Raw genomic sequence first — 23,745 nt, 5'->3', positions numbered from 1 at the left:
AAGTATGGGTTTTTTACGTTCAATCCAGGGGAAACTAATTATTATTTCATTAGCACTACTAATTATTCCTAGTTTTATTATTGGTTTAGTGAGTTATAGTAAGGCTAAGCATGGGATGGAGGATATTGGTGAGCAAGTAATTTACAATAGTGTTCAAAATTCTTTACAATTAATTGAACTTGCAAACGAGAGTGTTGAAAAAGGTGACATTCCTTTAGAGGTAGCACAGGAGCGAGTACGAGAAGCATTCCTTGGTCCTAAAGATAGTGAAGGCAAGCGACCAATTAATTATCCGGGTGATTTAGGAGAGTATGGCTATATCTATGTGTTGGATGAGAAAGGGACATTAACAACACATCCAACTAGAGAAGGAGATAATCTTTGGGAGGACCAAGATAGTAGCGGCAATTACTTTATACGAGAAGTAACGGAAAAGGCGCTTGATGGTGGTGGCTTTACAAAATATGAATTTGAGTTACCAGGTCAAAATGTGATAGCAGATAAAATTATTTACTCTGCAAAAGATCCATATTGGGGATGGGTTATTGCATCAGGTACATATATGCAAGATTTTAATGAAGAGGCGAATTCTCTATTATTAGTGATTGGTGTGACATTAGCGGGTGCTATTATTATAGGGACTATCATTGTTATTCTTGTTTCAAGACATCTGGCTTTACCTGTTAAAAAATTATCTAGGCGTGTACGTGAAGTCGCGAAAGGGAATTTAACTGTAGAGATTGAACATTTACAACGTTCAGATGAAATTGGTCAGTTAAATGAGGGCTTTAATGAGATGGTTGATCAACTCAAAACGCTAATCTCAGACGTGGAGGAAGCAATTGTAGAAATACAATCGACATCAGCAAACTTAACAGCGGTGGCTGAAGAGACAAATGCCTATGGTGACGAAATCGTCAAAGCTATTAATGAAGTATCGAAAGGTGCTGTACAGCAAGCATCCGAAGCGGAGGATACGAATCGAATAGCTGTCGAGTTTGCTCAACAAATTGAAGGATTGCATGATAAAAATGAATTAATGCTAGACGCATCACAGCATATGAAAAAATCAAATGAAGAAGGTTTAGTCAATATAGATAGCTTGAAAATGAAATCTCAAGAGTCTTCAACTATTATTCAGAATATTCGGTCTGTGTTTGGTAGTTTAATTGTCAAAGTGCGTGAAATTGAAGGCATTGTGGGGACGATTACTGAGATTTCAGATCAAACGAATCTTCTTGCTCTTAACGCCTCGATTGAAGCAGCACGAGCGGGTGAACATGGCAAAGGATTCGCAGTTGTTGCGGATGAAGTACGGAAGCTTGCAGATCAAACATCTATAGCGACAGAACTAGTACGCACTACTTTAAAGGGTATTGAAAGTGAAACGAACTTAGTAAATGATGAGATGGAAAAAACACATGTTATTGTGCGTCAACAAAATGATTCGGTCATGATTACAGAGTTGTCCTTTAAAGAAATTAAATTGGCTGTTGAAAAAATAATAGCAATCATAGGAGATATGACAGAGGGTGTAGAATATTTAAATAGTTCTAAGAATGGTATTATGCAATCCATCGAAAGTATTGCCATGGTTAGTGAAAAGAATGCTGCTGCTTCTGAAGAGGTAACAGCATCTGTAGATGAACAGCAACGAGCAATCCAGCTCGTAAGTGAATCTTCCAATGATCTCACTGATGAGATATCTGCACTACAAGAGTCCATTAAACGCTTTAATTTAAGATAATCATTCGGGATGCTTGGTAAACAAGCATCCTTTTTTCTTTCTTCACGTTAATAAAAGGTAAGGGAGGGGTGATTTGTGAAAAAATGGGTGATTAGAGTAAGTATTTTTCTAATTTGTATAGGAATTGTGCTTTATATTTGGTTGGGAAAAGAAATAGAGCAGGGTGTTGAACCAAATGCAGATGGCTCGGCTGACTATATGATTATACTAGGGGCAAAAGTTAAGCCTGGTGGTGTGCCATCACTTTCATTAAAAAGTCGATTAGAGGTGGCGGTTCCATATTTAACAAAGTACCCACATGTTAAGGTCATTGTGTCAGGGGGACAAGGATCAGATGAAGATCGAACAGAAGCATCTGTGATGAAAGATTATCTGGAACAAAATGGTATAGGTGCTACAAGAATTATCATAGAGGATAAGTCTACTTCCACATATGAGAATTTAGTTTTTTCTAAAGAACTAGTACCAAAAGAGACAAAGAAAATCACTATTGTTTCCAATGATTTTCATTTGAAACGTGCAAAATATCTAGCAGAGACTTTAGATTTTGAGGTAGATGTCGTAGCGGCCGAAACGCCAAAATCAGTAGAAGCAAAACTAAAAATAAGAGAAAGAGCTGCTTTACTAAAAACATATATTGTTGGCTACTAAAGCCATTATCCCTAGGCGTAATGGCTTCTGGATTTTTTAGTTTTAGTATCTAGAGCTCTCGTGTAAAAAAACACCCCCTGTTGAGCGAAGAAAATTGTTTCTTAATAGGATAGATTTGGCATATAATAGAAGTATCACGGGGTATATGATAGAAAGTGGGGACTTGAATGAAAACGTTTAAAGACTATGAATACAGCCGTCCAAATGTTGCAACGATGAAAGAGCAGCAATTAGCGCTTATCGTTCATTTTAAAAATGCACAATCGATGGACGAGCAAAGTGGTGTAATTGAACAATTAAATGCAATCAGTAATGACTTTGCCACAATGGCTAACTTAGTATATATTCGTGCTTCAATCGATACAAATGATGAATTTTATCAAGCAGAGCGCGACTATTTCGATGAAGTTGGTCCTGAACTAGAAGAAGTAACTACAGAATACTATAAAGCATTAATTGACTCACCGTTCCGTCAGCAATTAGAAGAAAAATGGGGTCAACAATTATTTGACCTAGCAACTTATCAAATTAAAGGCTTCTCACCAGAAGTGATTGATTTAATGCAAAAAGAAAACAAGTTAGTATCTGAGTACAATAAGCTTGTTGCTTCTGCACAAATCGACTTTAATGGGGAGACATTAACACTTGCTCAGCTTGGTCCGTTTGCGGAATCAACTGATCGAGAAACACGTAAGGCAGCAACTGATGCTCGTTTTGGTTTCTTTGCGGAGCATGAAGATGAATTCGACCGTTTATATGACGAGCTTGTAAAAGTCCGTCATGAAATTGCGATTAAACTAGGCTATAACAACTATGTTGAACTAGGTTATATTCGCATGAATCGAATTGATTATAACGCTGAAATGGTTAAAAAATTCCGTGATCAGGTTCGTGATTTAATTGTACCTGTTGCAACTAAGCTATATGAGCGTCAGGCCAAGCGTATTGGAATTGAAGATTTTAAATTCTATGATGAAGCACTAAACTTCCTATCAGGTAATGCTACACCAAAAGGTGATCCAGAGTGGATCGTGGCGAACGGTAAAAAAATGTATGAGGAGCTATCTCCTGAAACAGGAGAATTCTTCAACTTCATGATTGACCATGAATTAATGGACCTAGTAGCGAAGAAAGGAAAAGAGAGTGGTGGTTATTGTACGTTTATCGAAAACTATCATTCTCCATATATTTTCTCGAACTTTAACGGTACATCAGGCGACATTGATGTGTTAACTCACGAAGCTGGACATGCTTTCCAAGTTTACTCAAGCCGTAACATTGGTATTCCTGAGTATTTATGGCCAACCTACGAATCTTGTGAAATTCACTCGATGAGTATGGAATTTTTCACATGGCCTTGGATGGAGCTGTTCTTTAAAGAAGATACAGAAAAATATAAGTTTACGCATTTAAGTAGCGGTCTTTTATTCTTACCATATGGTGTTGCAGTAGATGAGTTCCAACATGTTATTTATGAAAACCCAACGATGACACCAGCTGAACGTAAAGCAGCATGGAAGAAAATTGAAGAAACATATTTACCACACCGTGAATATGATCAAAACAGCTACCTTGAAGCTGGAAGCATTTGGCAACGTCAAGGTCACATTTATGCAAGCCCGTTCTACTATATTGATTATACGTTAGCACAAATTTGTGCCTTCCAGTTCTGGAAACGTTCACGTGAAGGATTTGAAGCGGCTTGGAAAGATTATATTCATCTATGTGGTTTAGGTGGCTCTATGTCCTTTACAAAGCTTGTAAAAGAGGCAGGCTTAATTTCACCATTTGAAGATGGCTGTGTTGAATCGGTTATTGGGGAAATTGAGGCATACTTAAATTCAGTAGATGACTCGTCGCTATAATTGATCACTTAAATTCGCTACACTTCCACGAGATGCACTGTGGAAGTGAGCGAGTTTTTTTATTTTTAACCTACATATAATTTTGTTTTGTCGATAAATACTAGAATACTTGCGAAATGGTTAATATATCAGTAGTATTTTCAGTAACTGTGATAAAAGGAAGTGAATGAAAGTGACGAGGAAAGTTTGGTTTCAAGTAGGTGTAGGGATATTACTTACACTACTAATCATTAAATATTTTATAGAGATTCATTGGATTTTTTCACCACTTGTCATCATATTAAAAGCAATTTTTGTGCCTTTACTACTTGGCGGTGTCCTATATTATGTGACTGAGCCGATTCAGAGATTTTTAGAAAAACGTAGATTTCCAAGATGGGCAAGTATATTGACGATTGTGTTTGGCCTAATAGCGCTGGCAGGCGGTTTTGGCTGGATGATTGGTAATCCAATTGCCGAGCAAGTCAATAAATTAGTGAAGAATGCCCCTATGATTAGTTCTGGTATTAGTACGAGCATTCAGCAATTAACAGACTATGTGCTGCAAAATAAAGATAACTTCCCACAGCAATTAAATGATGTTATTGAAAAAATGGCGAATTCTGTACAAGATATTGCAGTAGTGGCGAGTAAAGGATTTGTTTCCTTTTTACAATCCATTGTGTCCGTGTCGTTATTAGCCATTTTAATTCCATTTTTCTTTATTTTTATGCTGAAGGATCATGAGAAATTTGCTCCATCCATCTATAAGTATTTCAGTGGAGAACGTCAACAATGGGTTAAGAAAACATTAAGTGAAATTGATGATGTATTACGTACTTATATTCAAGGTCAACTGCAAATAAGTTTTTTATTAGCACTGATTATGTATGTAGGTTATTTAATTATCGGATTAGAATATTCGTTACTGCTAGTTATCTTCGCGTTCTTTATGAATATGGTTCCATTTATTGGACCTTGGATCGCCTTTACACCAGCACTTATAGTAGCAGTTATTCAGGATCCTATTTTAGTTATTTGGGTATCCGTTGTGACGCTTGTTGCGCAACAAATTGACAGCAACTTTATCACGCCTAACGTCATGGGAAAATCACTCGATATCCATCCACTTACAGTTATTACAATTATTCTAGCAGCAGGTAATATTGCAGGTTTCATTGGTATTATTATTGCTGTACCATTCTATGCAGTATTAAAGGTTATCGTATCCAATATTTATGATCAACGTAATGCGATTAAGAAAAAAGCTACGAAGTCAGTATAGGAGTCGAAAAAAATGGAACAAGAAATTGTGAAGGTATTTAATGAGCAGCATGAGCAAATTGGTACAGCGACGAGGGCGGAAGTACATGAAAAAGGGCTTTGGCATGAGACGTTTCACTGTTGGCTTGTAAATGAAGAATATATTTATTTTCAAGTCCGTAGCTCGCAGAAAAAGGATTATCCGGGGTTGCTGGATATTACGGCAGCAGGGCATCTTTTAGCTATTGAGACAGTGGAGTCAGGTATTCGAGAAGTAAAAGAAGAATTGGGGCTCCAAATAGATGTCCATGAAGTTGTAAAAATGGGCATGACCTCTTGCAGTATCGTTTCTGAAAATATGATCGACAATGAATTTTGCCATGTCTACATATACCCTTTCAAGCATGATTGGAATTCCTTTGCATTACAGTATGAGGAAGTATCAGGTGTAGTGAGAGCAAAACTAAATGAAGCAGAGGCTTTCTTCTTGGGAGAGACGACGACACTTAATATTGAAGGCTACGAATATTTCCCTGATGGTCAACGTGTAAAAATTGTCAGACCAGTCGGTACAGCACAGTTTGTTCCCTATCGAGAATTGTACGTTGCACAAGTGATAAAATTTGCTTCCGAAAAAATATTTAACCAAACATCATAATTATAAATAGGATAAGCTACGTAATAGCTTGTCCTATTTTTTTGGCAAAAATGATTTAGAAACTACACGATATAATAGGAAAAAATGAGTTATACTGTTAGATAGATTGTAAAGAAAAGGAGCATTTTTTATATGCTAACATTTGAACAAAAACAAACGATTATTGAATCGTTTTCTGGACTAACTAAAAAGGAAATCTCATTAAAACGCTTAAATTATCATTACATGGATAGCCTTTATGAGAAGACAGTTGTAGTTGAAAAGCTACATCCAAATGGCAATGGCTTTGTCTTTGTTGGAGATTTATTACGCTATGAGCAAGAGGCTAATGATAAAGGTTTAGTGAATATTCGTGATTACGATGAGCAAAAGCTTCGTGAAATTATTGAGGATTCTATCCAGTATTTATCAGAAGAAGTAGAAGAGCAGGAGCCGATTGTAGAGATTTGGCATAGCCGAGAGGGTGGTCAATTACAGCTAGCATTTGAGCAACGTTCTTGGAATGTATACCATGGGGAAAATCTTGAAGAGGCATTTGGTACGTATGATGCTGCGAAAGAATACTTACTAGAAGAAGGCTTTCGTACAAAGAAATAAAAAATACGGGGGATCATCATAAATGAACGGGAAAAAATTAGTGGGAATTGTTATTGTTGTTGTTATTGCGGTATGTTTATTTTCAGTTTATACCATTACTAATTTTTATAAAAATCATGAAGAGCAGCCAAATCGTGAAAATCGTGAAATTAATAAGTCAAAGAGCTTGAATTTAATTTTGCCACAGGCTACAATTATCTCGAATTCAAGATAATTGAGAGGTGATTGTCAGTGCAGCACATTTTTTATAAAGGTACAGATGAAACAAAGCCGACTTTACTGTTGTTACATGGCACAGGAGGTAATGAAGAAAGTCTAATTGGCCTTGCAAAGGAAATAGATGATACAGCAAATATCTTAAGTGTTCGAGGAAATGTACTTGAGCATGGTATGCCACGTTTTTTCCGGCGATTGGCTGAAGGTATCTTTGATATTGAGGATTTAATCTTTCGTACAAAAGAGCTTAACGACTTTTTACTTGAAGCAGCACAGCAATATGGCTTTGATCGTCAACAAATTGTAGCGATAGGCTATTCAAATGGTGCTAACATTGCAGCAAGTTTATTGTTCCATTATGAAGATGCGCTAGCAGGTGCAATTCTTCATCATCCAATGGTGCCAAGACGTGGGATTGAATTACCGAAACTTTCTTCTACCCCTATTTATATTGGTGCTGGTTCAAATGATCCGATGTGTACAGCGCAAGAATCTGAGGATTTAGCAACACTTTTTACTTCGGCAGGTGCAATTGTAACGACAAAATGGTTTAATTTTGGTCATCAACTAACAATGCCTGAAGTACAAGCTGCAAAAGAATGGTATAACAGCATCTATGCTTAATTGAAAAATCCGCTTCCTTTTTATGAAGGAGGCGGATTTTAACTATATTATTTACTTTTCTTTGAGAAAGGTAGCCACCAGTTCCAATCGCCAAATAGTTTCATGAGACTAGGTACAAGCATCAGACGAATTATCGTTGCGTCAATAGCAACCGCAATGGCTATACCAACACCAATTTGTTTCACAGGCATAACATCTGTGAAGGCAAATGCTCCTGTAATAACAATCATAATAAGTGCAGCTGATGTAATAATACGGCTCGTTGAAGTTAGTCCATCAATTGTAGCTCGAGTATTATCTGCACCTTTTAAGTACTCTTCTTGGATACGTGAGATTAAAAAGACTTCGTAGTCCATACTTAAGCCGAATACAAGACAGAAAACGATGACTGGGATAATCAGTACAATTGAGCCTGCTTCAATACCAAAATGTCCGTATTGGAAAATATAAACGAGTATACCGAAGGCAGAAGAAAGCCCAATAATATTCATAATAATCGCCTTTAACGGAATTAAGACCGAACGGAATGCCAGCATTAAAATGAAAAATGTAGATACAATGATAATGGCTATTGCCAAAACAATTTTACTCGCAATTTCATCAAAGATCTCTTGGTTAAATTTAGCCGGACCACCAAGTGCAAAATCAACACCTAGGTTTTTATCCATCCAAGTTCGGGCAAACTTTTGAGCTGTAGTGGATGAACCTGCTGCATCGATGGTAATAGGGATAAATAATTGTGTATCTTTTGAAAAAGTATTCATTACTGGCTCTAACTGTTCCGCAACTTGTGGAATTGCTAAAGAAGCAGAAAGCTCCTCAGGCGTTTGAATGTTAGCAGCTGTATAGATTGTTGAAACCTTTGTTACTAGGGAGTCATTTAATAGCTTTTCTTGAATAGCATAAATTAGCTCTCTTCCTTCCGCATCTTCCCAGCCTTCTTTTCGTTCAGCTAACAAGTATAAAGTAGAGGATCCGCCGAGTTCAAACGTTTCATCTAATTTATCGTAAGCTGCACGTGCATCATATTTTGTTGGTAAGGAATCAACCTGAGGAATCGTTAGTTGGATATCCTTTAATGGGAGCATACCGATGCCAAGTAACAATAATGCTGTAATCACAATAGCGACTGGATGTTTCATGACAAAACCAGCAAAGCCGCGCCAACGATTAGCACCACCTGCTTTAACACGTATGAGACGCCATTTGTTGAGTTTATCACCTAAAAGCATCATTGTGGCAGGAAGAAGTGTTAAGCCAGAAAGTACAGCTAACAGGACTACTATAGTACCTCCTAGAGCGATATTATGAAAAATTTCTACATCTATAACGATCATAGCGCCTAAGCCAATCATGACACAGACTGCGGAGAAAATAATTGAACGTCCTGCTGTCTGTGTAGCAGTTTGAATGGCTTGTGCAACAGAGGTGTGAGTACGCTCTTCTCGGTAACGGTTGATAAACAGTAGCGCAAAGTCAATACTTAAAGCAAGGCCAAGCATCGGGACAATATTTAAGACGAAAATGGATAGATTCACACTACCACTAAGTAGCGTCATTATACCAAAGGCAGTAACGACTGTTACAACACCAATGATGATTGGCAAAATTGAAGCAACAACCGTACCAAAAGCCAATAATAGAACGATGATGGCAATTGGCAACCCAATGGCTTCAGCTGACGCCAAATCTTTTTGACTGGCCGTATTAATGTCAGCAGAAATAACCGGTCCTCCAGTAATGCTAACCCCTTCTTCTTCAATTAAAGAACGGAATTCCTCAACGATGTCAGGGAGATTTTCTACATCATTTTTTAAATGAACCATTGCATAGGCAATACCATCTTTTCGTAAAGAGGAATCTTCTAATGGTGATTGAATTGAATGAATTTCTTTTATGTTATCTAGTTTTTTTAAAGTATCTTCAATTTTCTTATCTTGAGCTGGATCAAAGACAATCAAAATCGTATCAGATGGTAGATCAAATGTTTCTGCTAGCTCATTTGTAACATAGGTATGATCTGCTTCAACGAAAAAGCCATCACCCTGAAGTTTGCCAGGAAGCTGTAAAGCAAAGTAGGCCATTGCTAGAAAAATAATAAGCCATATGGCTACGATTGCTTTAGCGTGTGCTGTAATAAAAGCTGAAAAAATTTTCATAGTTGTTTTTGTATCCCCCTTTTCAAATAGTGTAAAGGATGTGTCACATTTTGTCGTGTGACAAAGTAAAGACTCCTGTCCACTCATCGGACAGGAGTCTTCATTGTTAAAAGAATAATGATAATACGAAATAAATAATGGATGCCATAACGGCTGAGATAGGCATTGTAATAATCCAAGTAGTAACAATCTTTCGAGCCATTCCCCAGTTTACACCACGGACACGCTGTGCAGAACCAACACCCATAATAGATGAAGAAATAACATGTGTTGTAGATACTGGTAAGTGAATTAATGTAGCGCCAAAGATAACTGTAGCTGATGCTAAATCGGCTGCTACACCGTTAACGGGACGGATTTTCATGATTTTACCGCCAACTGTTTTAATAATTTTATATCCACCGATAGATGTACCTAGACCCATTGCTGTAGCCGCTGCAGCTCGTACCCAGAAAGGTATTTCATCCCCTGTATGCAAACCACCAGCAATTAAAGCCATTGTCATAATCCCCATCGCTTTTTGCGCATCGTTCGTACCATGGGTAAACGATTGAATGGCTGCAGTGAAAATTTGCATAGTGCGGAAACCTTTATTTGTTCGATATAAATTTAAATTTTTAAACCATAATTTAAAAAGCGTCATCATGATAAAGCCGGCGCAAATAGCAAGTATTGGCGAAAACACTAACGCCAAAATAATTTTAGTAAAGCCGCCATAGTTTAACACATTGAATCCTGCAGATGCGACAGCAGCACCTGCAATAGAGCCAATCAATGTGTGTGAAGAACTAGATGGAATACCGAAATACCATGTTAATAAATTCCAAATAATAGCTGAAGTTAATGCAGCTAAAATAACGACTGAACCGGTTGTGTCTCCTTCAAAGGCATTTAAAGAAAACGGATCTACAATGTCTTTTGTTAGAGCTTTCGCTACCCCTACAAAGGTAATAGCACCGACAAAGTTCATGGTTGCTGCCATGATGATCGCCACACGAGGTGGCAATGCTCTAGTGGAAACCGAAGTTGCGATAGCATTTGCTGTATCGTGGAAACCATTGATAAAGTCAAATGTTAGGGCAAAGATGACGACCAGTACGGTTAGAATGATGATTGTATTCATTGTAAAATGCCATCTCCTAATTATGCGTTACGCATGATAATTGTTTCCATAGTATTGGCTACGTTTTGACAATGATCAGCAATATCTTCAAGTTGTTCATATATATCTTTAAATTTAATGAGGCGAATCGGATCTTTTTCGTTTAAAAATAACTTTTTAATGGAAGAACGTTGTACCTCATCACACTCACGTTCATAGTCTTTAATAAGAATTGCGTGTGGACGCATACCAATTAGATTCTTCTTCTTTAACTCTTCAGTAGCTTTGACAATTTCATCAGCACTTTTAGAAATAAATCCTAAGAAAGTGCGCATTGATTCATCAATCTCAGTGAGCGAAAACATTTCAAAGTGCGCAATACAGTGCTCTGTTCCATCTAAAATGTCATCCATACGAATGGCAAATTCTAAAATGTCCTCGCGCTCAATAGGTGTCATAAATGATTTGTTTAGCATTACGATCAGTTCATGAATGAGCTTATCGCCAGCAGTTTCGTAGTTTTTCATTGTAATGCTAATCTCTTTAAGGTCAGCTACACTGTTAATACGAAAATCATTTGCGTAATGTACAGCCTCTCTCATATTTTCAGCAATTTTATGCAATGCAATAAAGAAAGGGTCTTGTTTTTTTGAGTTAAGCATGTAAATCGAATCCTCCTGGATATAAATAAATTAATCGACCTCTAAACTTTACTATCATAACAAAATCTTTAATTTATCTACATAAAAATTTCATAATCGACATAAAAATTTACATTCCTGTAATATACAATTCGTTCACAAAAAGAAAGATGGTCAAGCTGTATTTGTTTTTATAAATACAGAATAATCCTTATTATATTTGGTGATTTGACTGTATTATTAACTGTTTAGTACAGATAAGAATAAGAAAATTGATGAATGACGATAGAAATTTTATTTTCAATTGTAAAGGTAATGTAAATTCATTTATGACGAGAAGAGTGTCTTCCTATTCTTAAGAATATCTTCATTTTTATCCTTCCTCTTTATTAAGATTTGTTTTCTACAATAGAACTTGATTGAGAAAGGAGCGTTTATTCACAATGATTCAAGTTGAAAACTTACAGCATACATTTTTAATTGGTAAAAGAGGGAAGGAAAAACAGGTTCCAGTATTAAAAGGCGTGAACTTCGCGGTCAATAAAGGAGAGATTGTTGCTATTGTAGGAAAAAGTGGCTCAGGAAAATCAACCTTATTACAAGTTTTAGCTGGTTTTATGAAAGCTGAACAGGGATCGATTAAAGTGAATGGTAAGGAGACGGTTCATCTGACTGAAACAGAAAGTGCTGCGTTTCGCTTACGTCACTTCGGCTTTATTTTTCAAAACTTTCAATTGATGCCGGGTTTAACGGCTTTTGAAAATATTGAATTACCTTTAAAACTACAAGGTTTACGCAAAGCAATAAGAAATGAAAAAGTAAAAAAATTAATGGACAAGGTTGGTCTCACAGAAGTGGCAGATCATTATCCGAATGAACTTTCAGGTGGACAACAACAGCGTGTCAGTATTGCACGTGCCCTTATTACAAATCCTCCGGTATTGCTTGCAGATGAGCCAACAGGAAGTCTAGATTCAGAAACAGAGCAAGATATTTTATTGCTCATTCAAAGCTTAAATCGTGAATTGGGGCTAACCTTTGTCATTATTACCCACGATGAAGAAGTGGCTACTATAGCTCATAGACGCTTCCGTATGTATGATGGGGAACTCGTAAAGGAGGAGGCTTAACATGTTATTTAAGGATCAACTAGATTTTGTTACTCAGCATATAAAGAAAAATAAATTGCGTGTTTTTATGACGATATTAGCTGCAACGATGGGCTGTGCCTTTCTAATTGTACTAGCATCAGTTGGCTTTGGTTTACAGGAATCTCTACGCAATGAAATTCTTTCAAATGAGACAGTTACGAAAATTCAAGTGTATGGCGATAAACAATTAACCGATGAGCAAGTGCAAGAAATTAAAAAGTTAGATCATGTGGAAACAGTGCTTGAAACCATAAGTATAAATGCTTCTGCACATTCGTTTTTAGGAGACCGTGATACAACCTCTAATTTAACTTTGTCGGATATACAAGACTTTGAACAGGTAAATGGCAAGCTTGCAGAAGGAAACTATCCTTCAAAACCAAATGAAATTGTTGTAGGCTATCATTTCGCTCAAACGTTATTGAATGAGGCAGAACGTACTATCATAGCTGAAAAGAGTAAAAAGGCTGAGGCAGATGGCACATACTATGACGGCAGTGAAGAGGGCTATAAAGAGTCAATGATTGGTAAGAATATTGACTTGTCTTTAGTATCTAACATTGGCGCAAATGACGAAACAGAAAAAATGAGCTACACAATTGTTGGTGTGATGGAAAAACCTTCATACGATTGGATGGTGGATAACGCCATTCATATGGATAAAGCACAAAAGTCAGTGTTAGCTGAAAGTTTATCTAAGGTAAGCGAGATCAAAGAGGAAGAGGTATTTTTCTCCGAATTTAATATTTTTGCTGATACTTTAGAGAATGTAAAGCCACTATTAGAGAAATTAAAAGATAATGGCTATAGTGTATATTCAGTGACTGAGCAATTAGATCAAATGAATGTATTTTTCCTTGTATTGAAAATTGGTTTAATTTTCGTGGGTACAATTGCGGTGTTGATTGCTTCCATTGGGATATTTAACACAATGACTATGGCTGTTACAGAACGAACTCGTGAAATTGGTGTGTTAAAGGCGATTGGTGCGAGTCCAAAGCTTATCCAACGACTATTTTTAATGGAAAGCACGTTTATTGGGATTTTTGGTACCCTTATTGCGGTTGTCATCTCATATGCTGTCAGCTTTGCGGCTAACATAGCATTACCATTGATATTAAAGGCAGCAACAGGGGAAGATGCTTTTGCAACAAATGATATAACATTTTCTCTAATCCCGTGGCAACTAGTCATTATCGCATCGGCCATTAGTGTTGGAGTAGCGATGATTTCTGGCTATCGTCCAGCGCGCAAAGCTACAAAAATTGATGTCATTCAAGCATTACGACAAGAGCTATAATCAAATTACGTATCGGCTTAGTTGTTTTGCACAATGCGTCCAGATTTATTCTCGCTGGCGAATAGAAGCTAACCCAAAACCGTCACGTTCTGTGACAACGGTTAACCGACCTGTGTGTCGGCATTCTTAAAATCTGTGACATTCGACAGGGGTTATGCTGATTCATCAGGCGTTTGAATACCCACTGAAAAAGCAAAACAAGCATTCATCTCCCATAATAGAGAAAGATATTTGCTGAAACAAGTTAAAAGGCGGTCCAATGCTAATTGGATCGCCTTTCTATTTGGGATGAAGGACCTCGCTAAGTTATAAGTACTCTTTTAACTCATTTGCTAAAAAGGGTTTTGCATTTAGTAATTGTAAGAAGGCATCGTAGTTAACGCGTTGTTCTTTACTTGGTTTTTTACCTGTTTGATATGCTCGAATCAAAATATTTTTAGGTGTATTTTCCATATCAATAAACTCTAGTAACTGTGCCTCATAGCCAACTAACGACAAAATTTCAGCTCGAATAGCATCTGTGGCAAGTGCAGCAAAACGTTCTTTTACAAGACCGTGTTGCAACATAATATCAAGAGTTGGTGTAGTTAGTTGACGATTTAATTCATGCTGACAACATGGAACGCTTAATATTACACTTGCACCCCATTTTACAGCACGGGCTAATGCCATATCTGTGGCTACATCGCATGCATGTAGCGTTACTACCATATCAACAGCAGATTCATCGTTATAATCATTAATATCCCCTACAAGGAATTCAAGCTGGTCATAGCCTAAATCGTGTGCTATTGTAGAACATTCTTCAATAACCTCTTTTTTCAAATCTAAACCGGTGACACGAATGTCTAGACCTTTTTCGATTTTTAAATAATGATATAAAGCAAAGGTTAAGTAAGATTTGCCTGAACCAAAATCTAAAATACGAACTTGCCGATCCTGAGGTAAGTAAGTTAAAGCATCATCAATAAATTCAATGAAGCGGTTAATTTGTTTAAATTTATCGTATTTCTGTTTCTTAACTTTCCCATCTTCTGTTTGCACCCCTAATCGAATTAAAAAAGGGTATGGTTTGTCATCAGAAAGTAAATAATTTTTCTTACGATTATGGGCTAAGTTAACTTGTTTTGGTGACGTAGATTTATCGGATTTCCAAAGTACTTTATTCTTTTTTGATAATTGCACATGTACCTTCTCGGCTACGAAATCGATATGAATTTGACGATAATCCTCCAAAAGGGCTTCAAGCTTGGAAGGAAAATGAGCCAATAGAATATTTTCATGTTTTAAAATACGTTCATATTGGTATTCAATTTGTATATGGTAATTATCCTTTAACAGTATAGGCTTTATTTTTATACGTTTAATTTCATTCGATTTCATTCGTGGTTGACTGATTGTAGCAGTCACAAGTTGTTGTTGTAAAATTTGCTCAGTGAGCAGAGCTTTCATTTCTTCAAATGTCATACATTTTCGCCTACTTTATTGTGTAATAGATGGGACTAGTTTAACACATTTTATAATGTACAATGACTACTTTGGCATTCGGAACTATTTTTACAAAAAATTCTGATTAATTATAGGTAGAGTTGTATATTCATGGTATCTTTTATATAGTAATTCTTATCGAATTGGTGATACTAAAGATTGAAAAGGAGGAGAAAATATGTCTGATAACACGTATCAATTATTAGCCATTATTATTTACATGATCGCCATGCTAGCAATTGGTTGGTATGCATTTGTTAAAACATCAAATTTAACAGACTATATGCTTGGTGGTCGTTCTTTAGGTCCAGCTGTAACCGCATTAAGTGCGGGTGCTGCGGATATGTCTGGTTGGCTCCTGATGGGCTTACCGGGTGCTATATTTTTATCAGGTCTCGTGGAGGCTTGGATCGCGATTGGTCTAACAGTAGGAGCTTATTTAAACTGGTTATTGGTTGCACCAAGGTTACGGGTTTACACACAGGTTACTAATGACTCCATTACCATTCCGAGTTATTTAGATAACCGATTACGTGACAATACCAAGCTTATAAGAATTGCTTCAGGTATCATCATTTTATTATTTTTCACATTTTACGTATCATCTGGTATGGTAGCAGGAGGCAAGTTTTTCGAAAGTTCATTTGGTTATGATTATCACACAGGGTTATTAATCGTTTCAGGTGTAACAGTTGCCTATACCCTATTTGGCGGGTTTTTAGCGGTTAGTTATACAGACTTTTTACAAGGACTTATTATGTTTTTAGCACTTATAATGGTACCGCTATTTGGTGTATTTGTAACAGGTGGTATAGGGGATACAATTGCATCTATTAATGCGGTTAATCCAGATCTTTTGAATTTATTACCAGCCACTGCTACAGCGGCAGGAATTATTTCCTCACTTGCTTGGGGATTAGGTTATTTTGGACAGCCACATATTATTGTACGCTTTATGGCGATTAGCTCAGTGAAAGAGACGAAGCAGGCTCGACGTATTGGTATAGGCTGGATGATGTTAAGCTTATTCGGTGCTATTGGGACAGCTTTGGTAGGTGTTGCCTATTATGAGCAAAACGCTGGTGAGTTAAAGGACGCTGAAACAGTATTCATTGTACTTGGACAAATTTTGTTCCATCCATTTATAGCGGGTATCATGCTGGCAGCTATTTTAGCGGCTGTCATGAGTACTATTTCATCCCAATTAATCGTTACTTCTTCAGCGCTAGTAGAGGATATTTATAAAGCATTATTTAACAAAACAGCAGATGATAAACATTATGTTTTTGTTGGACGTATGGCTGTATTCGTTGTTTCGATTATTGCAGCAATTCTAGCTTGGAATCCAGATAGTTCAATCTTAAGCTTAGTTGGCTTTGCTTGGGCAGGATTTGGTGCAGCCTTCGGACCTGTTATTTTGCTTTCTTTATATTGGAGAAAATTAACGAATTATGGGGCGCTTAGTGGAATGGTAACGGGTGCTGTAACTGCGTTTATTTGGGGTAAAGTTGATGCTTTATCAAGTGCTTTGTACGAAATTGTTCCAGGTTTCTTTGTTTGTTTAATTGTTGCGGTTGTTGTCAGTATGATGACCTATAGACCAAATAAGGACATTGAAGAAGAGTTCAATCGCTCGGAAGTATTACTAAAAGAAGAAAGAAAATAGTTGAAATGCGCCTTTATATAGAGGCGCATTTTTTAGAAAAATACTGATGGCCATAATTACGATAAAAGGTTTTTATGGTAAGATGAAGTAAATTTGTCGCGGGGGCACCAGGCTTTGGTGGGAGGTTTCTAATGGATAGAATTAAGGAAGTCGATGTATTAATTGAAAAGGCCATATTAGTTGGCGTGAATTTACGAAATGACGAGCATTTTGATTATTCTATGGAAGAGCTACAAAATTTAGCAGAAGCCTTGCATGTAGAAGTGGTAGGGATTGTTACACAAAATTTGGAGCGCGTTACACCTTCACATTATGTTGGGACAGGTAAAATAGAAGAAATCAAAAATTTCTATGAGGAAGCACAAGCAAATATTGTTATTTTTAATGATGAATTGTCTCCTTCGCAAATTCGTAATTTAGAGCGTGATTTAGCAACGAAGGTCATAGATCGAACAATGCTTATTTTAGATATTTTCGGAAGACGGGCAAAAACACGAGAAGCACAAATGCAAGTGGAATTAGCACAACTGCAATATATGCTGCCACGCTTAGTGGGCTTGCATGCATCTCTAAGCCGTCAAGGTGGCGGTACTGGAGGAGGCTTTAAAAACCGTGGTGCTGGTGAAACGAAACTTGAACTGGATCGACGAAAAATTGAAGATCAGATTGCCAAAATTAAAAAGGATCTTGAGCATGTCAAGGAACAACGAGAAACGCAACGTAAACAGCGCCGTAAAAATGCACTTCCAGTTGTATCTATTGTAGGCTATACAAATGCAGGTAAATCAACGATTATGAACCAGCTACTGTCACAAATAGGACAAGAAGAGCATAAGCAGGTCTTTGAGAAGGATATGCTTTTTGCTACACTTGAAACTTCAGTTCGTCAGATTGAACTGCCTGATAAAAAGACGTTTTTGCTCACAGATACGGTTGGTTTTGTTAGTAAATTACCTCACCATTTAGTGAAAGCATTCCGATCCACATTGGAAGAGGCACGAGATGCCGACCTTTTACTCCATGTTGTGGATGTTTCAAATTCAGAGCATGGATTTATGATGGATGTAACAAATGAAACACTAAAAGCAGTTGGTGTTGAAGGAATTCCAACAATCTATGTGTATAATAAGTCTGATATTGCAAATGTTCCTTATCCAGTTGTGAGTGGTGATAATATTTGGATTTCAGCAAAACAAGGGATAGGCTTAGAGGAATTATTACAATCAATTCGTCAACACATTTTCTCTCATTATGTGACGTGTGACATGTTAATACCTTATGACCAAGGTAACGTTGTTTCTTATCTAAATGAACACGCCTCTGTCTTTAATACAGCCTATGAAGAGGACGGTACATTATTATCGCTTGAAGTAAAAGCAGCGGATTATGCAAAGTATCAACAATATGTTGTGAATTAAAAATATAGACTACCCAAAGCATGCCAAAAGATTTTTGGCATGCTTTTTGTGATTAGGGGGAATAGTAGAGTCTAGAACAAAGTGTTATGTACCTAAAAATCACAGAGAAATAGTGTGAATTAGTGAAAAATCCGAATTTTAAATATTTTAGAATAATTAAATGGTGATGAATCGTTTTCCAGTTATGAAAGAGTGAGAAAACTTAGATATATCAAAGGATTTAATAATTTCTATTATAATCAATCAGAATTTATAGAAAAATGACAAATTTTCAACATTTTTTAAAACTCTTGCTAAAGTTAAAAAAACGCTTTAGTATGATGAAACAAAGTTTTTATATCTTTAAATTAGGGTAATGATGTTTTTTAAGAATAATTTAATTGGGAGAGGGTATTGTATGTCTAGTAAAGATGAAGTTGTAAAATCTGTCCCTCAAAATGGCTTTGTTGGACACCCTAAAGGGCTCTTTACTTTGTTTTTCACAGAATTTTGGGAACGTTTCTCGTATTATGGTATGCGAGCAATTCTCATCTTCTTTATGTATTACGAACTGCATGAGGGTGGATTAGGTCTAGACCGCGGAACAGCAAACTCTATTATGGCCATCTATGGTTCACTCGTTTATATGTCTGGTATTATTGGTGGTTGGATTGCCGACCGAGTTTTAGGAACACGTAGAACCATTTTTTATGGTGGTGTGTTAATAATGATCGGTCACTTACTGCTGGCATTGCCTGGCGGTGTAAGCATGCTATTTGTTTCAATGGCATTTATCGTTATGGGGACTGGTTTATTAAAGCCAAACGTTTCAAGTATTGTTGGGGATATTTATGCTGAAACGGATAGCCGCCGTGATGCAGGTTTCTCTATTTTCTATATGGGTATTAATATGGGAGCATTCATTGCACCTTTTATTGTCGGAACAATTGGACAAAAGTATAGCTTCCACCTTGGCTTTGGTTTAGCTGGTCTTGGAATGTTGATTGGTTTAATTGTCTACAAACTAACAGAGAAAAAATATTTAGGCTTAGCGGGCTTACAAGTAAATAACCCATTAAAGCCTGAAGAACGTAAAAAAGTCTTTACACAATTCGGAATTGCAGCTTTACTTATTATTATTTTAGGTGCTATTGGTATTAAAACGGGTACATTAACAATGAATGTATTCAGTTTAATTATTACGGCTCTAGGTGTAATCATTCCAACTGTGTTCTTTGTTTATATGTATCGCAGTGAAAAGACAACTAAGGATGAGAAATCTCGCCTTCTTGCCTACATTCCGTTATTTTTATCTGCGGTAATGTTCTGGGCTATTCAAGAACAAGGGGCAACGATTTTAGCAACGTATGCAGATGAACGTACACAGTTGAGTATTGGAGGCATTCAGCTCCAATCTTCATGGTTCCAGTCGTTGAATCCATTATTTGTTATAACATTGGCGCCATTGTTTGCGATGCTATGGCTTAAATGGGGAGACAAGCAACCGACGACACCACGTAAGTTCTCTTATGCATTGTTCTTTGCAGGTCTATCGTTTTTAGTCATGATGATTCCAGCACACTTATCTGGTGGAGAAACGTTAGTTAGCCCTTTATGGCTAGTTCTGTCATTCTTCTTAGTAGTTGTTGGTGAGTTATTACTATCACCAGTAGGTTTATCTGCTACAACGAAATTGGCACCGCAAGCCTTTGCGGCACAAACCATGTCTTTATGGTTTTTAACAAGTGCAGCAGCACAAGCAATTAATGCTCAATTAGTGAGAGTGTATGAAGTTGTAAGCGAATTCACATACTTCGGATTTTTAGGATCACTATCCATCGTGGTCGGAATTTTAATATTATTGCTTTCACCGATTATTTCTAAGGCGATGAAAGGAATTAACTAAAAGAAAGATGTAAGTACAGTCTTATGAGTGACTGTACTTGCATCTTTTTTTGCTATCTAAATAAATGTCTATCTATGAAGTTTAGGGTGAAATATATTATCATAAGTAGTTATTTTGTTGAGTGAGGGTATAAGTTTCTATGTAGAAAATTATTATTTTAGTTATAATAATTTTAATAATATGAAAATTTAAGGGGTTGGAAGCCATGAAGGAAGAATTGGATTATTTGAGGCCGAGATTAATGGAGATTTTTACGCATTTACATGCAAATCCAGAAATTAGCTGGCATGAAATAGAAACGACTAATTATATCATCGAGCTATTAACAGAAGAAGGATTTTCACCGATACGTTTTAAAAATTCCACCGGTCTATACGTTGATGTGGGAAATGGAAATCCGAAAGTGGGGTTAAGAACAGATATAGATGCCTTATGGCAGGTGGTCGATGGCCATTTCCGTGCAAACCATTCCTGTGGGCATGACGGACATATGACCATGGCAATTGGAACGCTATTACTTTTAAAAGAGCTTCAGCAATCATTTAACGGTACAATCCGTGTTATTTTCCAACCTGCGGAAGAAAAGGGAACAGGAGCTTTATCAGTTTTAGAAGAAGGGGTTATTGATGACTTAGATTATTTGTTTGGTGTTCATGTAAGACCTGTTCATGAACTAGAGGATGGTACTTATTGTGCAGCCTTATATCATGGTGCCTCTCGTCTACTTGAAGGTGAAATTATAGGGGAGGATGCCCATGCAGCAAGACCGCATCTTGGCACCAATGCTATTGAAGTAGGTGCAACTATCGTCGAAGATTTACGAACCATCCATACAGATCCTATGGTACCTGTGTCTGTTAAGATGACAAAGTTTCATGCAGGGGGAGAATCAGGCAATATTATCCCTGGAAATGCGTCGTTTACTATTGATATTCGTGCACAACAAAACAATATAATGGATGATTTAGCACAAGGGGTAAAACGGGTTATTGATTCCTCTAAATTATTGCATAAGGTGCAGATTGAATTACGTACAGTTGCCAATATCGTAGCTGCTGAGGTTGATGCAAGCGCACAATATATTATGGAGCAGGCAATCATACAGGCTGCAGGATTATCGAATCTAAGAAAGCCAGTTCATACACCTGGTGGAGAAGATTTTCATCACTATGCTGTAAAGCGACCACATTTAAAATCAACAATGTTAGGCCTAGGCTGTGGGTTAACACCAGGGTTACACCATCCGAAAATGAAATTTAAACAAGCAAGACTTGTCACAGGGGTTGAAATACTAACGAGAGCCGTCTTGTTAGCATTGGAGTCAGGTCATACAAAGGAGGCGTCCGCATAATGTTAGAGAAAGTACGTATTCGCAAAGTGATGACACCTATAGAAATTGCAGAAGTTCAAAAATTGAATGCTGAAATATGGGGTAGTCAAGCAATTCCCTCCCATCAATTATTAGCTGCTGTACAAAATGGCGGATTAATAGTAGGAGCGTATTTAGAAGAAAAGTTAATTGGTTTTAATTATTGCTTCGTCGGCTATCGAAACCGAGAAATATACTTCCATTCACACATGATTGGTGTAGAAAAGGCATATCGTGAACAAGGCGTAGGTGAATTATTGAAGCACACCCAACAAGAATATGCAAAAGAAAATGGATTTCAGCTTGTCCGTTGGTTAATTGAACCGTTAGAATCACGGTTAGCTAACCTAGCATTTTTAAAACTGAATGCTATAAGCTATCAATATGATAATGATTACTATGGATCACTTCATGATGATTTTAATGAAGGGCTACCTTCAGATAGATTAGTCGTTGAGTGGTGGATCGAGCGCGATCAGATGGCAGATAGCCTGGATGAATTAGAAGAAATAGCAGAAGAGATCGTACCGTGGACTTTAACTGTCGATGGATTGCCAGTTCTTGATGTTGATAATGTATTTCAAATGGAACACGCCTATTACAAGGATGCCTATCTAGTACCAATCCCTCAATATTTACAAAAAATAAAAATCGAGAGTCCAAAACTTGCGGAGGACTGGCGTTATAAAATTCGAACAATCTTAACAACATTATTTAATCACGGTTATGCCATCGTGCGTATAAAAAAGCACCCAGAATACGTTCATAGCTATCTGTTAGTCAGACGCTCCTTATTAGCCTTATAATATAGGTAGGGAGTGATTATCGTGAGATTAGAAAAGATTACTTTAAGGCACTTAAAAATGCCTTTGAAAGCACCTTTTACAACGAGCTTTGGTACAGTCGATGAAAAAGAGCTGTTATTGATAGAAGCAAAAGATGAATCAGGGATTACGGGATGGGGAGAAACTGTTGCTTTTGTGGCACCCTGGTATACAGAAGAGACATTAAGTACAACATGGCATATGTTGAAGGATTTTTTGATACCCATCTTGTTACATAAAGAGATTAGGCATCCAGATGAGGTTATTTCATTATTTGCCCCTATCCGTCGAAATTGCATGGCGAAAGCTTCGATAGAAGGTGCTATATGGGACATCTATGCTCAACAAACGAAGCAATCACTTGCACAGGCATTAGGCGGTCAAAAGCAACGTATCGAAGTCGGGGTCAGTGTAGGTATCCAATCCTCTACTGCTCATTTAATAGAGCTGATAAAAAGCCATATTGAAAAAGGCTACAAAAGGGTGAAAGTGAAAATAAAACCTGGTTATGATGTCGAGGTGGTACGAGCAATCCGTGCTGAACTGCCTGATTTACCATTGATGGTAGATGCGAACTCTGCCTATACATTAGATGATATAAACATATTACAGCAGCTTGATGACTTCGAATTATTAATGATTGAACAACCATTAGCCACTGACGATATTGTCGATCATGCAACTTTACAGAAAAAGTTGAAAACGCCTATTTGTTTAGATGAAAGCATCACGTCTTTTGAAGATGCCAGAAGGGCAATAGAGCTTGGGAGCTGCGGTGTAATCAACATCAAAATTGGACGAGTTGGCGGTTTAACGGAAGCGAAGCGAATCCATGATTTATGTAAAGAGAACCGTATTCCAGTTTGGTGCGGTGGCATGTTAGAAGCTGGAATCGGACGAGCACATAATATTGCTTTAACATCACTGAGTCATTTTATATTGCCTGGTGATACGGCAGGTTCTAGTCATTATTGGTATGAGGATATTATTGAACCTGAAGTAATTGTTAAAGACGGCTATATTGAGGTACCCCAGTCGGTTGGTATTGGTTATGCGCCTAATATGGCTGTCATTGATAAGTTAACAATTAGTACGGAGGTCTATCAATAAGCGTTACTTAGTCAATCGTTGGATAAAGGAAA

General features: G+C 37.1%; 20 protein-coding genes. 16 read left to right on the top strand and 4 right to left on the bottom strand.

Features of this window, described 5'->3' with window-relative positions; translation table 11 throughout:
* Positions 1-4: 4 nt before the first annotated feature.
* The 8 genes from GJU32_RS17835 (at position 5) to GJU32_RS17800 (ending at position 7,600) form a co-directional block, all read left to right on the top strand.
* The gene (locus GJU32_RS17835; protein ID WP_155593273.1) at positions 5-1,747 is read left to right on the top strand and encodes a methyl-accepting chemotaxis protein; all 1,743 of its coding nucleotides are present in this window, start codon (positions 5-7) and stop codon (positions 1,745-1,747) included.
* 75 nt (positions 1,748-1,822) lie between these two features.
* Positions 1,823-2,398 carry a YdcF family protein gene (locus GJU32_RS17830; protein ID WP_230875085.1) on the top strand — a complete coding sequence of 192 codons (576 nt, stop codon included), beginning with the start codon at positions 1,823-1,825 and terminating at the stop codon, positions 2,396-2,398.
* A 167-nt stretch (positions 2,399-2,565) separates the two neighbouring features.
* Entirely contained in the window at positions 2,566-4,263 is a 1,698-nt protein-coding gene (locus GJU32_RS17825) for a M3 family oligoendopeptidase (RefSeq protein ID WP_155593272.1), read from the top strand.
* Positions 4,264-4,429: 166 nt separating this feature from the next.
* Complete coding sequence (locus GJU32_RS17820; protein WP_155593271.1) at positions 4,430-5,527, top strand: AI-2E family transporter; 1,098 nt, start codon at positions 4,430-4,432, stop codon at positions 5,525-5,527.
* A 12-nt stretch (positions 5,528-5,539) separates the two neighbouring features.
* Complete coding sequence (locus GJU32_RS17815) at positions 5,540-6,163, top strand: NUDIX hydrolase (RefSeq protein WP_155593270.1); 624 nt, start codon at positions 5,540-5,542, stop codon at positions 6,161-6,163.
* A gap of 132 nt (positions 6,164-6,295) precedes the next feature.
* Positions 6,296-6,760, top strand: a complete 465-nt coding sequence (locus GJU32_RS17810) for a hypothetical protein (RefSeq protein WP_155593269.1) — start codon at positions 6,296-6,298, stop codon at positions 6,758-6,760.
* 22 nt (positions 6,761-6,782) lie between these two features.
* Positions 6,783-6,974, top strand: a complete 192-nt coding sequence (locus GJU32_RS17805; RefSeq protein ID WP_155593268.1) for a hypothetical protein — start codon at positions 6,783-6,785, stop codon at positions 6,972-6,974.
* A gap of 17 nt (positions 6,975-6,991) precedes the next feature.
* Positions 6,992-7,600, top strand: a complete 609-nt coding sequence (locus tag GJU32_RS17800; protein WP_155593267.1) for an alpha/beta hydrolase — start codon at positions 6,992-6,994, stop codon at positions 7,598-7,600.
* A 47-nt stretch (positions 7,601-7,647) separates the two neighbouring features.
* On the opposite strand, the gene GJU32_RS17795 is transcribed toward GJU32_RS17800, so the two are convergent.
* From GJU32_RS17795 to GJU32_RS17785, 3 genes are all read right to left on the bottom strand, one after another.
* Positions 7,648-9,759 carry an MMPL family transporter gene (locus tag GJU32_RS17795; RefSeq protein WP_155593266.1) on the bottom strand — a complete coding sequence of 704 codons (2,112 nt, stop codon included), beginning with the start codon at positions 9,757-9,759 and terminating at the stop codon, positions 7,648-7,650.
* A gap of 106 nt (positions 9,760-9,865) precedes the next feature.
* Positions 9,866-10,882 (bottom strand): inorganic phosphate transporter, encoded by a 1,017-nt coding sequence (locus tag GJU32_RS17790; protein ID WP_155593265.1) that lies wholly within the window; start codon positions 10,880-10,882, stop codon positions 9,866-9,868.
* Positions 10,883-10,902: 20 nt separating this feature from the next.
* Positions 10,903-11,523, bottom strand: a complete 621-nt coding sequence (locus tag GJU32_RS17785; protein ID WP_036128422.1) for a DUF47 domain-containing protein — start codon at positions 11,521-11,523, stop codon at positions 10,903-10,905.
* A 422-nt stretch (positions 11,524-11,945) separates the two neighbouring features.
* Between GJU32_RS17785 and GJU32_RS17780 the strand changes: the two genes are divergently transcribed.
* Together GJU32_RS17780 and GJU32_RS17775 are read left to right on the top strand one after the other, a co-directional pair.
* A complete protein-coding gene (locus GJU32_RS17780; protein ID WP_155593264.1) occupies positions 11,946-12,632 on the top strand; it encodes an ABC transporter ATP-binding protein in 687 nt (228 codons plus the stop codon).
* A 1-nt stretch (position 12,633) separates the two neighbouring features.
* Positions 12,634-13,953, top strand: coding sequence for an ABC transporter permease (locus tag GJU32_RS17775; protein WP_155593263.1), 1,320 nt, complete (start codon positions 12,634-12,636; stop codon positions 13,951-13,953).
* A gap of 306 nt (positions 13,954-14,259) precedes the next feature.
* Here GJU32_RS17775 and GJU32_RS17770 read toward each other — a convergent pair whose 3' ends face one another.
* Entirely contained in the window at positions 14,260-15,420 is a 1,161-nt protein-coding gene (locus tag GJU32_RS17770; RefSeq protein WP_155593262.1) for a class I SAM-dependent methyltransferase, read from the bottom strand.
* A 199-nt stretch (positions 15,421-15,619) separates the two neighbouring features.
* Between GJU32_RS17770 and putP the strand changes: the two genes are divergently transcribed.
* From putP to menC, 6 genes are all read left to right on the top strand, one after another.
* Positions 15,620-17,107: a sodium/proline symporter PutP gene (putP, locus tag GJU32_RS17765; RefSeq protein WP_155593261.1), complete on the top strand. Its 1,488-nt coding sequence runs from the start codon at positions 15,620-15,622 to the stop codon at positions 17,105-17,107.
* A 131-nt stretch (positions 17,108-17,238) separates the two neighbouring features.
* Complete coding sequence (gene hflX, locus GJU32_RS17760; RefSeq protein WP_155593260.1) at positions 17,239-18,525, top strand: GTPase HflX; 1,287 nt, start codon at positions 17,239-17,241, stop codon at positions 18,523-18,525.
* 397 nt (positions 18,526-18,922) lie between these two features.
* On the top strand, positions 18,923-20,410 hold the full coding sequence (locus GJU32_RS17755; protein WP_155593259.1) for a peptide MFS transporter: 1,488 nt from the start codon (positions 18,923-18,925) through the stop codon (positions 20,408-20,410).
* Between the two features lie 205 nt (positions 20,411-20,615).
* Positions 20,616-21,761, top strand: a complete 1,146-nt coding sequence (locus tag GJU32_RS17750; RefSeq protein ID WP_155593258.1) for a M20 peptidase aminoacylase family protein — start codon at positions 20,616-20,618, stop codon at positions 21,759-21,761.
* The gene (locus tag GJU32_RS17745) at positions 21,761-22,585 is read left to right on the top strand and encodes a GNAT family N-acetyltransferase (RefSeq protein WP_155593257.1); all 825 of its coding nucleotides are present in this window, start codon (positions 21,761-21,763) and stop codon (positions 22,583-22,585) included. Before GJU32_RS17750 ends, GJU32_RS17745 begins: the two co-directional genes overlap by 1 nt.
* Before the next feature lie 21 nt (positions 22,586-22,606).
* Positions 22,607-23,713, top strand: coding sequence for an o-succinylbenzoate synthase (menC, locus tag GJU32_RS17740; protein WP_155593256.1), 1,107 nt, complete (start codon positions 22,607-22,609; stop codon positions 23,711-23,713).
* The last annotated feature ends 32 nt before the right edge of the window (positions 23,714-23,745 follow it).

Source organism: Lysinibacillus cavernae (assembly GCF_009724685.1).
Taxonomy (GTDB): Bacteria; Bacillota; Bacilli; order Bacillales_A; family Planococcaceae; genus Lysinibacillus; species Lysinibacillus cavernae.
Note: the sequence above shows the minus strand (reverse complement) of the source record. Positions and strands in the feature narration are given on the sequence as shown.

Excerpts from the sequence above, each read along its gene's own strand:
- GJU32_RS17835 (WP_155593273.1), top strand. The coding sequence starts at position 5 with ATGGGTTTTTTACGTTCAATCCAGGGGAAACTAATTATTATTTCATTA.
- GJU32_RS17825 (WP_155593272.1), top strand. The coding sequence starts at position 2,566 with ATGAAAACGTTTAAAGACTATGAATACAGCCGTCCAAATGTTGCAACG.
- GJU32_RS17820 (WP_155593271.1), top strand. The coding sequence starts at position 4,430 with ATGAAAGTGACGAGGAAAGTTTGGTTTCAAGTAGGTGTAGGGATATTA.
- GJU32_RS17815 (WP_155593270.1), top strand. The coding sequence starts at position 5,540 with ATGGAACAAGAAATTGTGAAGGTATTTAATGAGCAGCATGAGCAAATT.
- GJU32_RS17810 (WP_155593269.1), top strand. The coding sequence starts at position 6,296 with ATGCTAACATTTGAACAAAAACAAACGATTATTGAATCGTTTTCTGGA.
- GJU32_RS17805 (WP_155593268.1), top strand. The coding sequence starts at position 6,783 with ATGAACGGGAAAAAATTAGTGGGAATTGTTATTGTTGTTGTTATTGCG.
- GJU32_RS17795 (WP_155593266.1), bottom strand. The coding sequence starts at position 9,759 with ATGAAAATTTTTTCAGCTTTTATTACAGCACACGCTAAAGCAATCGTA.
- GJU32_RS17790 (WP_155593265.1), bottom strand. The coding sequence starts at position 10,882 with ATGAATACAATCATCATTCTAACCGTACTGGTCGTCATCTTTGCCCTA.
- GJU32_RS17785 (WP_036128422.1), bottom strand. The coding sequence starts at position 11,523 with ATGCTTAACTCAAAAAAACAAGACCCTTTCTTTATTGCATTGCATAAA.
- GJU32_RS17780 (WP_155593264.1), top strand. The coding sequence starts at position 11,946 with ATGATTCAAGTTGAAAACTTACAGCATACATTTTTAATTGGTAAAAGA.
- GJU32_RS17775 (WP_155593263.1), top strand. The coding sequence starts at position 12,634 with ATGTTATTTAAGGATCAACTAGATTTTGTTACTCAGCATATAAAGAAA.
- GJU32_RS17770 (WP_155593262.1), bottom strand. The coding sequence starts at position 15,420 with ATGACATTTGAAGAAATGAAAGCTCTGCTCACTGAGCAAATTTTACAA.
- putP (WP_155593261.1), top strand. The coding sequence starts at position 15,620 with ATGTCTGATAACACGTATCAATTATTAGCCATTATTATTTACATGATC.
- hflX (WP_155593260.1), top strand. The coding sequence starts at position 17,239 with ATGGATAGAATTAAGGAAGTCGATGTATTAATTGAAAAGGCCATATTA.
- GJU32_RS17755 (WP_155593259.1), top strand. The coding sequence starts at position 18,923 with ATGTCTAGTAAAGATGAAGTTGTAAAATCTGTCCCTCAAAATGGCTTT.
- GJU32_RS17750 (WP_155593258.1), top strand. The coding sequence starts at position 20,616 with ATGAAGGAAGAATTGGATTATTTGAGGCCGAGATTAATGGAGATTTTT.
- GJU32_RS17745 (WP_155593257.1), top strand. The coding sequence starts at position 21,761 with ATGTTAGAGAAAGTACGTATTCGCAAAGTGATGACACCTATAGAAATT.